At 69.1% G+C, this 13,601-nt stretch carries 12 protein-coding genes; 6 read left to right on the top strand and 6 right to left on the bottom strand.

The window, feature by feature from the left end:
• Positions 1 to 10: 10 nt before the first annotated feature.
• Positions 11 to 1,267, bottom strand: a complete 1,257-nt coding sequence (gene rho / locus ACWPN7_RS18355) for a transcription termination factor Rho (protein WP_014238917.1) — start codon at positions 1,265 to 1,267, stop codon at positions 11 to 13.
• A gap of 379 nt (positions 1,268 to 1,646) precedes the next feature.
• Between rho and ACWPN7_RS18350 the strand changes: the two genes are divergently transcribed.
• Positions 1,647 to 4,388, top strand: coding sequence for a cation-transporting P-type ATPase (locus tag ACWPN7_RS18350; RefSeq protein WP_459196135.1), 2,742 nt, complete (start codon positions 1,647 to 1,649; stop codon positions 4,386 to 4,388).
• Positions 4,389 to 4,404: 16 nt separating this feature from the next.
• On the opposite strand, the gene hemJ is transcribed toward ACWPN7_RS18350, so the two are convergent.
• Complete coding sequence (gene hemJ / locus ACWPN7_RS18345) at positions 4,405 to 4,833, bottom strand: protoporphyrinogen oxidase HemJ (RefSeq protein ID WP_038530217.1); 429 nt, start codon at positions 4,831 to 4,833, stop codon at positions 4,405 to 4,407.
• Between the two features lie 48 nt (positions 4,834 to 4,881).
• Complete coding sequence (gene hemE, locus ACWPN7_RS18340) at positions 4,882 to 5,907, bottom strand: uroporphyrinogen decarboxylase (protein WP_459196182.1); 1,026 nt, start codon at positions 5,905 to 5,907, stop codon at positions 4,882 to 4,884.
• Between the two features lie 448 nt (positions 5,908 to 6,355).
• Between hemE and ACWPN7_RS18335 the strand changes: the two genes are divergently transcribed.
• The 5 genes from ACWPN7_RS18335 to dnaQ are packed head-to-tail and all read left to right on the top strand — an operon-like array spanning position 6,356 to position 9,969.
• Positions 6,356 to 7,204 (top strand): pyruvate, water dikinase regulatory protein, encoded by an 849-nt coding sequence (locus ACWPN7_RS18335; protein WP_038530215.1) that lies wholly within the window; start codon positions 6,356 to 6,358, stop codon positions 7,202 to 7,204.
• Complete coding sequence (locus tag ACWPN7_RS18330) at positions 7,201 to 7,809, top strand: Maf family protein (RefSeq protein WP_459196136.1); 609 nt, start codon at positions 7,201 to 7,203, stop codon at positions 7,807 to 7,809. The genes ACWPN7_RS18335 and ACWPN7_RS18330 overlap by 4 nt, the downstream gene beginning before the upstream one ends.
• On the top strand, positions 7,806 to 8,645 hold the full coding sequence (locus ACWPN7_RS18325) for a shikimate dehydrogenase (RefSeq protein ID WP_038530210.1): 840 nt from the start codon (positions 7,806 to 7,808) through the stop codon (positions 8,643 to 8,645). Before ACWPN7_RS18330 ends, ACWPN7_RS18325 begins: the two co-directional genes overlap by 4 nt.
• 9 nt (positions 8,646 to 8,654) lie before the next feature.
• On the top strand, positions 8,655 to 9,299 hold the full coding sequence (coaE, locus tag ACWPN7_RS18320; RefSeq protein ID WP_456521797.1) for a dephospho-CoA kinase: 645 nt from the start codon (positions 8,655 to 8,657) through the stop codon (positions 9,297 to 9,299).
• Positions 9,292 to 9,969, top strand: coding sequence for a DNA polymerase III subunit epsilon (gene dnaQ / locus ACWPN7_RS18315; RefSeq protein WP_456521798.1), 678 nt, complete (start codon positions 9,292 to 9,294; stop codon positions 9,967 to 9,969). Before coaE ends, dnaQ begins: the two co-directional genes overlap by 8 nt.
• A 41-nt stretch (positions 9,970 to 10,010) precedes the next feature.
• Here dnaQ and ACWPN7_RS18310 read toward each other — a convergent pair whose 3' ends face one another.
• From ACWPN7_RS18310 to ACWPN7_RS18300, 3 genes are read right to left on the bottom strand one after another with little or no spacing between them, the layout of a single operon-like run.
• A complete protein-coding gene (locus ACWPN7_RS18310) occupies positions 10,011 to 10,985 on the bottom strand; it encodes a quinone oxidoreductase family protein (RefSeq protein WP_038530204.1) in 975 nt (324 codons plus the stop codon).
• A 21-nt stretch (positions 10,986 to 11,006) separates the two neighbouring features.
• On the bottom strand, positions 11,007 to 11,528 hold the full coding sequence (locus ACWPN7_RS18305) for a methylated-DNA--[protein]-cysteine S-methyltransferase (RefSeq protein ID WP_459196137.1): 522 nt from the start codon (positions 11,526 to 11,528) through the stop codon (positions 11,007 to 11,009).
• 4 nt (positions 11,529 to 11,532) lie between these two features.
• On the bottom strand, positions 11,533 to 13,551 hold the full coding sequence (locus ACWPN7_RS18300) for a thioredoxin domain-containing protein (RefSeq protein WP_459196138.1): 2,019 nt from the start codon (positions 13,549 to 13,551) through the stop codon (positions 11,533 to 11,535).
• Between the last annotated feature and the right edge of the window lie 50 nt (positions 13,552 to 13,601).

The raw sequence follows: 13,601 nt of genomic DNA, 5'->3' as shown, positions 1-13,601 counted from the left end.
CGGTTCCGAACTATTGGTTCATGGACTCGAAGAATTCCGAGTTCGACTTGGTGTGCTTCAGCTTGTCGACCAGGAAGTCCACCGCGTCGGTCACGCCCATCGGCATCAGGATGCGGCGCAGGATCCACATCTTGGAGATGGTGCCCTTGTCGACCAGCAGCTCCTCCTTGCGGGTGCCCGACTTGGAGATGTCGATGGCCGGGAAGGTGCGCTTGTCGGAGAGCTTGCGGTCCAGCACGATCTCCGAGTTGCCGGTGCCCTTGAACTCTTCGAAGATCACCTCGTCCATGCGGCTGCCGGTGTCGATCAGCGCGGTCGCGATGATAGTCAGCGAGCCACCCTCCTCGATGTTGCGGGCCGCACCGAAGAAGCGCTTCGGGCGCTGCAGCGCGTTGGCGTCGACGCCGCCGGTCAGCACCTTGCCCGAGGAGGGAACGACGGTGTTGTAGGCGCGGGCCAGACGGGTGATGGAGTCCAGCAGGATGACCACGTCGCGCTTGTGCTCGACCAGCCGCTTAGCCTTCTCGATGACCATCTCGGCGACCTGGACGTGACGCGTCGCCGGCTCGTCGAAGGTGGAGCTGATGACCTCGCCCCGCACGGAGCGGGCCATGTCGGTCACCTCTTCCGGACGCTCGTCGATCAGCAGGACGATCAGATAGGCTTCCGGGTGGTTCGTCGCGATGGAATGGGCGATGTTCTGCAGCATCACGGTCTTGCCCGTGCGTGGCGGGGCGACGATCAGCCCGCGCTGGCCCTTGCCCAGCGGCGCCACGAGGTCGATGATGCGGCCGGTGTAGTTCTTCTTGGTCGGGTCGTCGACTTCCATGCGCAGCCGCTCTTCCGGGTAGAGCGGGGTCAGGTTGTCGAAGTTGATGCGGTGGCGGACCTTGTCCGGCGCATCGAAGTTGATCGTGTTGACCTTGAGAAGGGCGAAGTAGCGCTCGCCGTCCTTGGGCGCGCGGATCTGCCCCTCGACCGTGTCGCCGGTGCGCAGGCTGAATCGGCGCACCTGGCTGGGGCTGACGTAGATGTCGTCGGGGCCGGGAAGATAGTTGGCCTCCGGCGAGCGCAGGAATCCGAAGCCGTCCTGAAGAACCTCGAGCACGCCGTCGCCGTAGATCGGAACATCGTTTTCCGCCAACTGCTTGAGGATGGCGAACATCATGTCCTGCTTGCGCAGCGTGCTGGCGTTCTCGATCTGCAGTTCCTCCGCGAACGCCAGCAGTTCGGCGGGGCTCTTGCACTTCAGCTCTTGGAGATGCATGGGGGTGCCTTAAGGGAATCGGTCATGCGAGGGGGAGTGCCAGAGGTCCCGGGCCGGCGCAGGGTGCGTCGGTTGAGCGTCGAACGGCGCTGAAGGCTGGGAATGCCTGTCGGACGTCGCGCCCAGATCGTTGGGGAGGGACGGAACGGCGGATGTGGGATGGGTGCCCGCGAGGCTTGCCGCCCCGTGGTGGGAAAGATGGTTAGCGGAACGCCGTCTGCAAGTCAAATGAAAGCGAATTCTTGGAAACGGAGTGGATTCTTGCGCGTCTTCGTCCGGGTCACGATGCCGCATCCCCTGTTATCCAGGCCACCGGGCCACGACCTGGGCGTTTAGGACAGAAGCGGTTTGGCAGGACAGAAACGGTTAGATTGACATCATGAGCCCGCATGACCGTTCCGAACCCGGAACCATCGTTGCTCCCGAAGCTTCCACCGACCCCCTGCCCTGGCACGCCCAGCCCCCGGACCAGGCCTTGGCCGCGCTGGACAGCCCCGACGACGGGCTGACGCCCGATAAGGCGGCGGAGCGCCGGCGGCGGTACGGCCCCAACCGGCTGACCCCGCCGCCCCGCCGGTCGGCGCTGATGCGCTTCCTGGCGCAGTTCGACAATCTGCTGATCTACGTGCTGATCGGCGCGGGAGTCGTCACGGTCTTGCTCGGCGAGTTCGTAGACGCCGCGGTGATCGCCGGCGTCGTGCTGATCAACGCCGCCATCGGCTATGTCCAGGAAGGCAAGGCAGAGCAGGCGCTGGACGCCATCCGCAGCATGCTGTCGCCGCAGGCGGTGGTTCTGCGCGGCGGCCATCAGGTCACCGTTCCAGCGGAGGAGCTGGTGCCCGGCGACCGCGTCCTGCTGGCCTCGGGCGACAAGGTTCCGGCGGACCTGCGGCTGGTCCGCGTCAAGGGCCTGCGCGTGCAGGAGGCGGCGCTGACCGGGGAATCCGTGCCGGTCGCCAAGAGCGCCGACGCCGTGGCGGCGGACGCTCCCCTGGCGGAGCGCGGCGGCATGGCCTATTCCGGCACGCTGGTGGCCCAGGGACAGGCCACCGGCGTCGTGGTGGCCACGGGGGACCGGACGGAGCTGGGCCGCATCGGCACGCTCCTGGCGAGCGTGGAGGAGCTGACCACGCCGCTGCTCGCCCAGATGGCCGTCTTCGGGCGCTGGCTGACCATCGGCATCCTGGCGCTGACCGCGCTGACCTTCCTCTACGGTTCGCTGGTCCAGGGGGAGCCGTGGCCGGAGATGGTCATGGCCGCGGTCGGTCTGGCGGTGGCGGCGATTCCGGAAGGGCTGCCGGCGGTGATGACGATCACGCTGGCCATCGGCGTCACCCGCATGGCCCGTCGCAATGCCATCATCCGCCGCCTGCCGGCGGTGGAGACGCTGGGTTCGGTCGGGATCATCTGCTCCGACAAGACCGGCACGCTGACCCGCAACGAGTTGGTCGTGCAGACCGTGGTGACCGCGGCGGGCGATTGCGCGGTGACCGGCACCGGCTACCGCCCCGAGGGCGAGTTCCGCCGCGACGGCAAGGCCCTGGACCCCGCCGCCGATCCCGTCCTGACCGAGCTGGCCCGCGCCGCCCTGCTGTGCAACGACGCAGAGCTTCAGCGGGGCGAGGAGGGCTGGACGGTGGCCGGCGACCCGACCGACGGCGCCCTGCTGGCGCTGGGCATGAAGGCCGGACTGGATCCAAGGGAGGAGGCCGTCCATCGCCCACGTACGGACGTCATCCCCTTCGAATCCGAACACAAGTACATGGCCACCCTGCACCACGACCATGAGGGGCACGGGCTGCTGTACGTCAAGGGGGCGCCGGAGCGCGTGCTGTCCATGTGCGCGCACGTACGGGCCGCCGACGGCGGCAGCGCGCCGCTGGACGTGGCCCACTGGCTGGCGCGGGTGGAGGAGCTGGCGGCGCGCGGCCAGCGCGTCCTGGCGCTCGCCGCCCGCCCCGCTTTGCCCGGCCAGACCATGCTGGACATGGACGACGTGCAGGAGGGGCTGATCCTGCTCGGCCTGTGCGGCTTCATCGATCCGGCGCGCGAGGAGGCGGTGGCGGCGGTGGCCGAGTGCCAGGCGGCGGGAATCCGGGTGAAGATGATCACCGGTGACCACGCCGGCACCGCCCAGGCCATCGGGCGGCAATTCAACCTGTCGGGCGACGCGGTGTCGGGCACCGAGTTGGACCGGCTGGACGACGCGGCGCTGGTCGCCGTGGCACGCGACGCCGACGTCTTCGCCCGCACCACGCCGGAGCACAAGCTGCGCCTCGTCCGCGCGCTCCAGACGGCGGGCTACACGGTTGCGATGACCGGAGACGGGGTGAACGACGCGCCCGCCCTGAAGCGCGCCGACGTCGGCGTCGCCATGGGCTGCAAGGGCACGGAAGCCGCGAAGGAAGCCGCCAGCATGGTGCTGGCCGACGACAACTTCGCCTCCATCGCCCACGCCGTGGAGGAAGGGCGGACCGTCTACGACAATCTGCGCAAGACGATCCTGTTCATGCTGCCGACCAACGGCGCCCAGGCGCTGGTGATCCTGGTCGCCGTGCTGGCCGGCTACACGCTGCCGATCACCCCGGTCCAGATTCTGTGGGTCAACATGGTGACCGCGGTGACGTTGGGCCTGGCGCTGGCCTTCGAGCCGCCGGAGGCCGCGGTGATGAAGCGCCCGCCCCGCCCGCAGGACGAACCGATCCTGCCCGGCTTCCTGATCGGGCGCATGGTGCTGGTGATGGCGCTCCTGGTCGCCACCAGCTTCGGTTTCTTCCTGCTGCACGAGGGCCACGGCGACCCGACGCCGGTTGCCCGCACCATGGCCGTCAACGCGCTGGTGATGGGGGAGATCTTCTTCCTGCTGAACGCCCGGGCGATCACCGCCTCGGTGATGAACCGGCGGGGGCTGTTCGGCAGCCGCCCGGTGTGGATCTCCATCGGGCTGATGCTGGTCTTCCAGCTCGCCTTCACCTACGCCCCGCCCCTGCAGAGCCTGTTCGGCACGGCGGCGGTGGACTGGACCCAGTGGGTGGCCATGACGGCGGCCGGTCTGGCGATCTTCCTGGCGGTGGAGGCGGAGAAGGCGGTCACCCGCCGGGTGATGGGACGGCGGGGCTGACCGCCGCCCCGTCCCCTCAGAACGGCTTAACGATCACGAAGATGACGATGCCGATCATCAGCAGGGTCGGCGCCTCGTTCCACATGCGGAAGAAGCGCTGCGGGCGGGTGTTGCGGTCCGCCTCGAAGTCCTTGCGCCAGCGCGCCATCATCATGTGCGTGCCGGTGAGCGCCAGGACGAACAGCAGCTTGGCGTGCAGCCAGCCCTGCTTCATCCAGGCCGGCTCCATCACGATCATCGCGATTCCGAACAGATAAGCGGCGCCCATCGCCGGATTCATGATGGCGCGCAGCAGGCGGCGCTCCATCACCTTGAACCGCTCCGAGGATTCGGAGCCCGGCGCCGTCTCGCAATGATAGACGAACAGCCGCGGCAGATAGAGAAGCCCGGCCATCCAGGCGATGATGCTGATGACGTGCAGAGCCTTGACCCAGAGATAAAGCACTGGAATCCCCTTCCCTTCCCGTTGCGCGCTTTTTTACCGTCCGGTGCCTCAGCCGCGGTTCGGCCAGTCCTTGATCAGACGGGCCAGCTCGGCGACGTGGTCCGGCGGCGTGGTCTGGATCACCCCATGGCCCAGGTTGAAGACGAAGGGCTTGCCGGCGAGCGTCTCCAGAATCTCCGACGCGGCGGTGCGCAGGGCATCGCCACCGGCGGCGAGCATGATCGGGTCGAGGTTGCCCTGCACCGGCAATCTGGATTGCAGATTCCCGGCCGCCCAAGCCACCGGGACGGTGGTGTCGAGCCCGACCGCATCCACCCCACTGCCCACCACGTACTCCTCATAGGAGAGGCCCGCACCGCGCGGGAAACCGATGACCGGAATCGCGGGGTGGCGCGCCTTGATGAGATCCACGATCCGCCGCGTCGGCTCGATCACCCAGCGGCGGAATTCCCCAGCCGGCAGAACACCCGCCCAGCTGTCGAACAGCTGCACGACCTCGGCCCCGGCCTCGATCTGGGTGCACAGGTAATCGGCGGTCACCTCGACCAGCAGATCCATCAGCGCGCCGAACCCGGCGGGATCGCCGTAGGCCCAGCGCTTGACGTGCGCGTACTCCTTGGACCCGGCCCCCTCGACCATGTAGCAGGCAATAGTCCAGGGCGCTCCGGCGAAGCCGATCAGCGTGGTGTGCGCCGGAATCGCGCTGGAGAGACGGCGGACGGTCTCGTAGATCGGTTCCAGCCGCTCGTGGAAGCGGTCGCGCGACAGGCGCTTGAGGTCTTCCACGCTTCTCACAGGGTCCAGCTTCGGCCCCTCGCCCTCCAGGAAGGCCAACGGCTGGCCCAGGGCGTGCGGCACCACCAGGATGTCGGAGAACAGAATCGCCGCGTCCATGTCATAGCGGCGCAGCGGCTGCAGGGTCACCTCCACCGCATGGTCGGGGTTGTAGCACATGTCCAGGAAGCTGCCGGCCTTGGCGCGCAATTCCCGATATTCCGGCAGGTAACGGCCGGCTTGGCGCATGAGCCAGAAGGGCGGGCGGGGACGCACCTCGCCGGCGAGGGCGGCGAGCATCGGCTTGGCAATCTTGGACACGGCCTCGGACACGGCGGATCGTTCCCCTGTAAGTGAATCGGGTCTGCGGGTTGTCTCCCCTCTACTCAGTATTCTTTTTAAAGAGAGAAAGGAAGAAGGGGTGGTGGATGCCTGTGGAAAACGGGAATCCCCGCTTTGCGCAGAATCGTCCACAGGCCGGACGGTGTGCTGTGGACGAAAATCGGATTCTGTGGACGACTCCGGACGCTTTCGCCGGAAACGGCGGAAATGCTATATCGGGAAGCCTGGGAATCCCGTGGATAACATGGTCCGCGGGAGTCATTGTACCCATGTTCCGGAGAGGGCGCGCGGATTGTCCCGAAGGGGGCGCCAGCGGGGGCGACGAGTCCCGCCCGGAGGGACAGAATCCAGGAGATCCCCGTTGTCCACAGATTCGGACGGGTTCTCCACAACACGTTGGGGACGGATGAGACAGTTCCACCTGCATCTTGTGTCGGACGCGACCGGCGAGACGATCAACAGCGTCGCCCGCGCCTGCGTCATCCAGTTCGACGATGTTCGCCCGGTCGAGCATTTCTGGAATCTCGTGCGGACCGAGCGTCAGCTCGACATGGTTCTGGAGGGCGTCCAGGAGAATCGCGGCCTCGTCATGTTCACGCTGGTCGACGAGAAGCTGCGCCGCCGCCTCCAGGACTTCTGCCGCGAGGTGCAGGTTCCCTGCATCCCGGTGCTCGACCCGCTGATCAACGCGCTGGCCGCCTTCCTCGGCGTGGAATCGCAGCGCCAGCCCGGCCGCCAGCACGCTTTGGACGCCGAGTATTTCGGGCGCATGGACGCGATGGACTTCGCGCTGGCGCACGACGACGGCCAGTCGAGCTGGGACCTGCACGAGGCCGACGTGATCCTGATGGGGGTGTCGCGCACGTCGAAGACGCCGACCTGCATCTATCTGGCGAACCGCGGCATCAAGGCGGCGAACATCCCGATCGTTCCCGGTTGCCCGATGCCGCCGGAGATCGAGAAGCTGACCCGGCCGCTGGTCGTTGGCCTGACCAAGGACCCGGACCGTCTGGTGCAGATCCGCCGCAACCGGCTGAAGCTGCTGAACCAGAACGAGTCCTCGACCTACGTCGATCCCGAGGTGGTGCGCGCCGAGGTCACCGACGCGCGGCGCATGTTCACCCGCCGCGGCTGGCCGGTGATCGATGTGTCGCGCCGCTCCATCGAGGAGACGGCGGCGGAAATCATGATGCTGCTCGCCCGCCGTCAGACCGGCGGCCTGCCCGGCCTTCCGCCCGAAGGATCGATCACGTGAGCGCAGCGGTTCCCACGGTCGTCCTCGCCTCCGGCTCCCGCACGCGGGCGGAGATGCTGGAGCGCGCCGGGGTGCGCGTCACGCTTGCCCCCGCCGCGGTGGACGAGGAGGAGATCAAGCTGGCCGCCCGTGCCGAGGGCGCCCCGGTCGAGGATGTGGCCGAGACGCTGGCCGAGCTGAAGGCGCAACGCGTCACCCGCAAGCATCCCGGCGCCCTGGTGATCGGCGCCGACCAGATGCTGGAGTGCGAGGGCCGCTGGTTCGACAAGCCGGCCGACCGTGACGCCGCCCGGGTCCAACTGCAGGATCTGCGCGGCAAGATGCACCGGCTGGTGAGCTGCGCCGTGGTGATCCGCGACGGCGAGCGGCTGTGGCACCATGTGGACCGCGCCCGCCTGACCATGCGCCCCTTCAGCGACGCCTTCCTCGACTCCTACCTGAACGCGGCGGGCGACGACGTGTTGGGGTCGGTCGGCGCCTATCACCTGGAAGGCTTGGGCGCGCAGCTCTTCCACCGGGTGGACGGCGACTTCTTCACGATCCTCGGGCTGCCGCTGCTGCCGCTGCTCGGGTTCCTGCGGGTGCATGGGGTGATTGCGGAATGACGATCAGCGGCAAGGCGAGGCTGGCCGGTGTGATGGGCTGGCCGATCGGCCATTCGCGCTCGCCCCGGCTGCACGGCTATTGGCTGGAGCAGTATGGCATCGACGGCGCCTATGTGCCGCTGGCCGTGCCGCCCGACCGCATCGAGCAGGCCATGCGTGCCCTGCCCGCGCTCGGCTTCCGCGGCTGCAACGTCACGGTGCCGCACAAGGAGGCCGCCTACCGCACGGTCGATCGGCTGGACGCCACCGCCAAGCGGATGGGCGCCGTCAACACCATCGTGGTGGGGGAGGACGGGTCTCTGGAGGGCCGCAACACCGACGGCTTCGGCTTCATCGAGAACCTGAGGAGCGGCGCACCGGGCTGGTCTGCTGCGGACGGTCCGGCGCTGGTCATCGGGGCCGGTGGCGCGGCGCGGGCCGTCGTCGCCTCGCTTCTCGACGAAGGGGCGCCGCGGGTTTGGCTGGTCAACCGCACGCGGGCGCGGGCCGACGAGCTGGCAGCCGACATCGGAGGCGCCATCGAGACCGCCGATTGGGTTTCACGTGAAACGCTTCTCGAAGGCGTGGCGCTGGTGGTGAACACGACGACACAGGGCATGGCGGGCCAGCCGCCGCTGGAGCTGGACCTGCGCGCCCTGCCCGGTTCGGCCGTCGTCACCGACATCGTCTACACGCCCCTGATGACCCCGCTGCTGGCCGCGGCGCAGGCCCGCGGCAACCGCGTGGTGGACGGCGTCGGCATGCTGCTCCACCAGGCCCGCCCTGGCTTCGCCGCTTGGTTCGGCCGCGAACCGGAGGTGACCGAGGGGCTGAAGGCCGCCGTTCTCCAGGGCTGAGGTCGCGCGATGATCGTCTTGGGACTGACCGGCTCCATCGGCATGGGCAAGAGCACGGCGGCGCGCATGCTGAAGCGTATGGGCGCGCTGGTCTGCGACAGCGACGCCGTGGTGCATGGCCTACTGGGGCGTCATGGCGCGGCGGTGCCGGCCATCGCGGCGGCCTTTCCCGGCGTCGTGGTGGATGGTGCGGTGGACCGGCGGGCGCTGGGCGCCGCGGTCTTCGGCAACCCGGCGGCGCTGAAGCGGCTGGAGGCGATCCTCCACCCGGCGGTGCAGGCTGCACAGAGGCGCTTCCTGAAGCAGGCGGTGCGCCGCCGTGTGCACGTGGCGGTGCTGGACATTCCCCTGCTGTTCGAAACCGGCGGGGAGCGCAAGGTGGACCGCAGCGTGGTGGTCACCGCCCCCTTCCTGGTGCAGAAGTCACGGGTGCTGGCGCGGCCGGGCATGACGCCGGACAAGTTCGCCGCTATTCTGGCCCGGCAGATGCCCGACGCGGAGAAGCGGCGGCGCGCCGACCACGTCGTCAACACCGGCGACGGGCGGCGGGCCACGCGGCGGGCGCTGCGCAACATCCTCGCCGACGTGAAGCGGCGCCGCGGACGGCAATGGCCGCCGCGGGGATACCAGCCCGGACAGGTGGTTCATGCGTGAGATCGTCCTCGATACGGAAACGACCGGCTTCAAGCCCGAGGAAGGGCACCGGCTGATCGAAATCGGCTGCGTCGAGCTGCACAACCACGTCGCCACCGGCAAGACCTTCCATTGCTACGTCAACCCGGAGCGCGACGTGCCGCCGGACGCCGTGGCGGTGCACGGGCTGACGACGGAGTTCCTGTCGGACAAGCCACTGTTCAACGACGTGGTGGCGGAGTTCGTGGCCTTCATCGGCGACGCGCCGCTGGTGATCCACAACGCGGCCTTCGACATGCACTTCCTGAACTGGGAGCTGCGGATCGCCGGCTATCCGGTGATGCCGAAGGACCGGGCCATCGACACGCTGCTGATGGCGCGGCAGAGGTTCCCCGGCGCGCCGGCCACCCTGGACGCGCTCTGCAAGCGCTTCGGCGTCGACAATTCCAGCCGCACCTACCACGGCGCGCTTCTCGACGCCCAGCTTCTGGCCGAGGTGTATCTGGAGCTGCGCGGCGGGCGGCAGGCCGGTCTGGCGCTGGCCTCCGGCCCGGCAACGGGCGGCCCCGCGGCGATCCGCATCGACCGCCCCTACCGCGCCCCGCGCGCCCACGCCCCGAGCGAGGAGGAGCTGGCGGCCCATGCGGAGCTTCTCAAGAAGCTGAAGAACCCGCTCTGGGCCGCCGAGTGAGCTGTCATTCCCTCTCCCGTCCCGGGAGAGGGCTTTGAACCTTACGGCAGCAGCACGGTGGACCCGGTCGTGGCGCGGGACTCCAGCGCCCGGTGGGCCTCGGCCGCGTCGCGCAGCGCGAAGGCCTGGCCGACGTTGATGGTCACCCCGCCGGTATGCACCACCTCGAACAGGTCGGCGGCGCTGGCCATCAGGTCGTCGCGCTTGGAAACGTAGCTGAACAGGGTCGGGCGCGTGACGTAGAGCGAGCCTTTGGCTGCCAGCACCTGGAGATCCAGTGGCGGGACCGGCCCGGACGCCGCGCCGAACAGCACCATGAAGCCGCGGGGACGCAGGCAGTCCAGGCTGTCCATGAAGGTCGTCTTGCCGACGCCGTCATAGACCACCGGCACGCCCTGTCCGTCGGTCAGGTCCTTCACGCGGTTCACGAAATTCTCGCGCGTGTAGACGATGGGATGGTCGCAGCCGGCAGCGCGGGCCAGTTCCGCCTTCTCGTCGCTGCTGACCGTGCCGATCACGGTGGCGCCCAGATGCTTCGCCCACTGGCAGAGGATCTGGCCGACGCCACCCGCGGCGGCCTGGACCAGGATGGTGTCGCCCGGCTGCACCGCGTAGGTGGAGCGCAGGAGGAACTGCGCGGTCATGCCCTGGAGCAGCATGGCGGCGGCCTGCCGGTCCTCGATCCAGCTCGGCAGCGGAATCAGCCGGTCGGCGGGGGCGAGGCGGGATTCGGCGTAGGCGCCGATCAGCGGCGCGTAGCCGACCCGGTCGCCGGGCTTCAGCGTCGTCACGTCCGGCCCCACGGCCTCGACCACGCCGGCGCCCTCGGTCCCGATGATGGCGGGAAGCTGCGGCAGCTTGTAGGCGCCGGAGCGATGGTAGGTGTCGATGTAGTTCAGCCCGACGGCGGTCTGGCGCAGCCGCACCTGACCGGGGCCGGGGTCGCCCACCTCGATCTCGTCCCAGCGCAGCGCTTCGGGTCCGCCGTAGTCGTGGATGCGGATCGCGTGAACCATGGTGGTTGGTCCCTTCCCTTTTTATAGAAGCTGAAGCTCCAGCGTATCGCCGGCCTGTTCCGCTGTCACCCGGTACCGCCGCTCGTGGCGGAGCAGCCAATCCTTGGTCCGCAGGCCGCCCATGCCGGAATAGCCGCCGGGCGCCCCGCCGCCCCCGACGATGCGGTGGCAGGGGATGATGACCGGGATCGGGTTGGCCCCGCAGGCCCCGCCGACGGCCCGCGGCGCCGTGTCCAGCAGCCGCGCGACGTCGCCGTAGGTCAGGACGCCGCCGTAGGGAATGGCCTGCATCGCCGCCCAGACCTTCTGCCGGAAGGCCGTCCCGCGGTGGGACAGCGGCAGGTCGAAATCCAACCGCGTCCCGGCGAAATAGTCGCGGAGCTGGCGCGCCGCCTCCTCCAGCACAGGGTCCGGCCGGTCGTCGCCCAGCCTGCCCCAGTCGAGCGCCACGATGGCGCCGGCGGCGCTGGTCAGGGTCAGCAGACCCAGCGGGCTGTCGACGGTCAGGCTGCCGGTGGCCGGGTTTTTGAGGGTCTGCGTCATGAAGTCATCTCCGGGTCAGAGCGGCGGCCAGCGCGTCGGGCGTGGTCACCGGGGGGGAGCAGGTCATGCCGGTGCAGACATAGGCAGTCGCCACCCCGCCCTGTATGCCCTTGCCGTGCGCCGGGTGCCCGGTGGGCAGATCGGTCCCCGGCGGCAGGACGCTGAGGATGCGGTCGGGAAGCGGCCGGTCGAGCACCGCCCGGCGCAGCGCCGCGGTGTCCGACGCCTGCGGGTCGCCGACGATGACGATCTGCTGCGCCTTCTGGAGAAGCTCCGCCGCGTTCAGATAGGTTGGCAGCGGGAAGAAATTGCGGCTCAGCTCACCGGAGAAGGCGGCGGCCAAAGCGTCCGCCCGTTCCCGGTAGGCGGCCTCGCCGGTGCGGTGGTGCAGCGTCGCCAGCACGGCCAGCATGGTGCCGTTGCCGCTGGGCGTCGCCGCGTCGCCGGCCGATTTGGTGCGGACGATCAGGTCGTCCGCGTCGTCCGCCGTGTAGAAATAGCCACCGGCCTGGGCGTCCCAGAAATGCGCGTCGAGCACCCGCACCCAGGCCCGCGCCTGTTCCAGCGCGCCGGCGTCGCCGGTCGCCTCGTGCAAGGCGAGCGCCGCGCGCGCCATGTGGGCGTAGTCGTCCAGCGTCGCCCGGTGCTTGAGCTGCCCGGCCCGCCAGCTGTGCAGCAGACGCCCGCCCTCGGTCATGCGGTCGCGGACGAAGGCGTAGGCGCGCTGCGCGGCCGCGATCCACTCCGGCTCGTCGAAGACCATGCCGGCCTGGGCGAGGGCCGCGATCATCAGGCCGTTCCAGTCGGCCAGCACCTTGTCGTCCCAGCCCGGCTTGATCCGCTTCTCGCGTTCCCGCCAGAGGACCGCCCGCTGTTCGGCCAGCGTCGCCTCGGTCTCGGCGTCCAGCGCCTCGATGCGGTGCAGCCGGTTGAGGATGGTCGCCCCCTCCCAGTTGCCCTGCGGCGTGACGCCGTAGGCGCGCTTGAAGACCTCCGCGCCGGGGCCGAGGAGCCGGTCGATCTCCTCCTCGTTCCAGATGTAGAACAGGCCCTCCTCGCCCTCGCTGTCGGCGTCCTGGGTCGCTGCGAAGCCGCCGCCCTCGGCGATCATCTCGCGCAGCACCCAGCCCACCGTTTCACGGATGCGCGCCTCGAACAGCGGCTCCCGCTCCGCCTGCCAGACCAGCGTCATCAGGTCGAGGAGCTGGGCGTTGTCGTAGAGCATCTTCTCGAAATGCGGCACCAGCCACATCTCGTCCACCGAGTAGCGGGCGAAGCCGCCGCCCAGATGGTCGTAGATGCCGCCCTGGCTCATATGGGCCAGCGTGTTGGTGACCGCCTCGCGGTAGGGCTCCTTGCCGGTGCGCAGCCAGGCCCGCCACAGCAAGGTGAAGATCGGCACCTGGGGGAATTTCGGGGCGTGGCCGATGCCGCCGTGGAAGGGATCGACCTCGCGGACCAGCCGGTCGGCGATCTGGTCGAGCATGGCGAGGTCGACCTCCCCCGCCGCCCGGTTCTCGGCCAGCTTGCCCAGCGCGTCCTTCAGCGCGGCAACGTTGCGGGTCACGTTCTCCGGCTTGTTGCGGTAGGTCTCCGCCACGCCGCGCAGCACGTCGGGAAAGCCGGGCCGCCCGTAGCGCGAGGCCGGCGGGAAGTAGGTGCCGCCCCAGAAGGGCTCGGCCTCCGGCGTCAGGAACATGGTCAGCGGCCAGCCGCCCTGCTGCCCCAGCATCGCCAGGGCCGACTGGTAGATCTGGTCGACGTCGGGCCGCTCCTCCCGGTCCACCTTGATGTTGACGAACAGCTCGTTCATCAGCCCGGCGATCTCTGGGTTCTCGAAGCTCTCGTGCGCCATCACGTGGCACCAGTGGCAGGCGGCGTAGCCGACCGACAGCAGCACCGGCTTGTTCTCGCGCTTGGCCCGTTCGAAGGCGTCGCGACCCCAGGCCATCCAATGGACGGGGTTGTCCTTGTGCTGGAGCAGGTAGGGGCTGGTCTCCCGGCCAAGCAGGTTCGCGGGCATCGCAGGCGTTTCCGGTCTGTGGCGTGGTTGGGAATAAACTGGCGCGGCGG

The organism is Azospirillum sp. UENF 312511 (assembly GCF_058780635.1).
The sequence above is the reverse complement of the archived record's forward strand: the minus strand, read 5'-3'. Positions and strand labels throughout refer to the sequence as shown.

Bases quoted from the DNA above. Each gene is read 5' to 3' on its own strand.
- ACWPN7_RS18335 (WP_038530215.1), top strand. From the start codon at position 6,356: ATGAGACAGTTCCACCTGCATCTTGTGTCGGACGCGACCGGCGAGACG.
- ACWPN7_RS18305 (WP_459196137.1), bottom strand. From the start codon at position 11,528: ATGACGCAGACCCTCAAAAACCCGGCCACCGGCAGCCTGACCGTCGAC.
- ACWPN7_RS18325 (WP_038530210.1), top strand. From the start codon at position 7,806: ATGACGATCAGCGGCAAGGCGAGGCTGGCCGGTGTGATGGGCTGGCCG.
- dnaQ (WP_456521798.1), top strand. From the start codon at position 9,292: ATGCGTGAGATCGTCCTCGATACGGAAACGACCGGCTTCAAGCCCGAG.
- rho (WP_014238917.1), bottom strand. From the start codon at position 1,267: ATGCATCTCCAAGAGCTGAAGTGCAAGAGCCCCGCCGAACTGCTGGCG.
- hemE (WP_459196182.1), bottom strand. From the start codon at position 5,907: ATGCTCGCCGCCCTCGCCGGCGAGGTGCGTCCCCGCCCGCCCTTCTGG.
- ACWPN7_RS18310 (WP_038530204.1), bottom strand. From the start codon at position 10,985: ATGGTTCACGCGATCCGCATCCACGACTACGGCGGACCCGAAGCGCTG.
- coaE (WP_456521797.1), top strand. From the start codon at position 8,655: ATGATCGTCTTGGGACTGACCGGCTCCATCGGCATGGGCAAGAGCACG.
- ACWPN7_RS18350 (WP_459196135.1), top strand. From the start codon at position 1,647: ATGAGCCCGCATGACCGTTCCGAACCCGGAACCATCGTTGCTCCCGAA.
- ACWPN7_RS18300 (WP_459196138.1), bottom strand. From the start codon at position 13,551: ATGCCCGCGAACCTGCTTGGCCGGGAGACCAGCCCCTACCTGCTCCAG.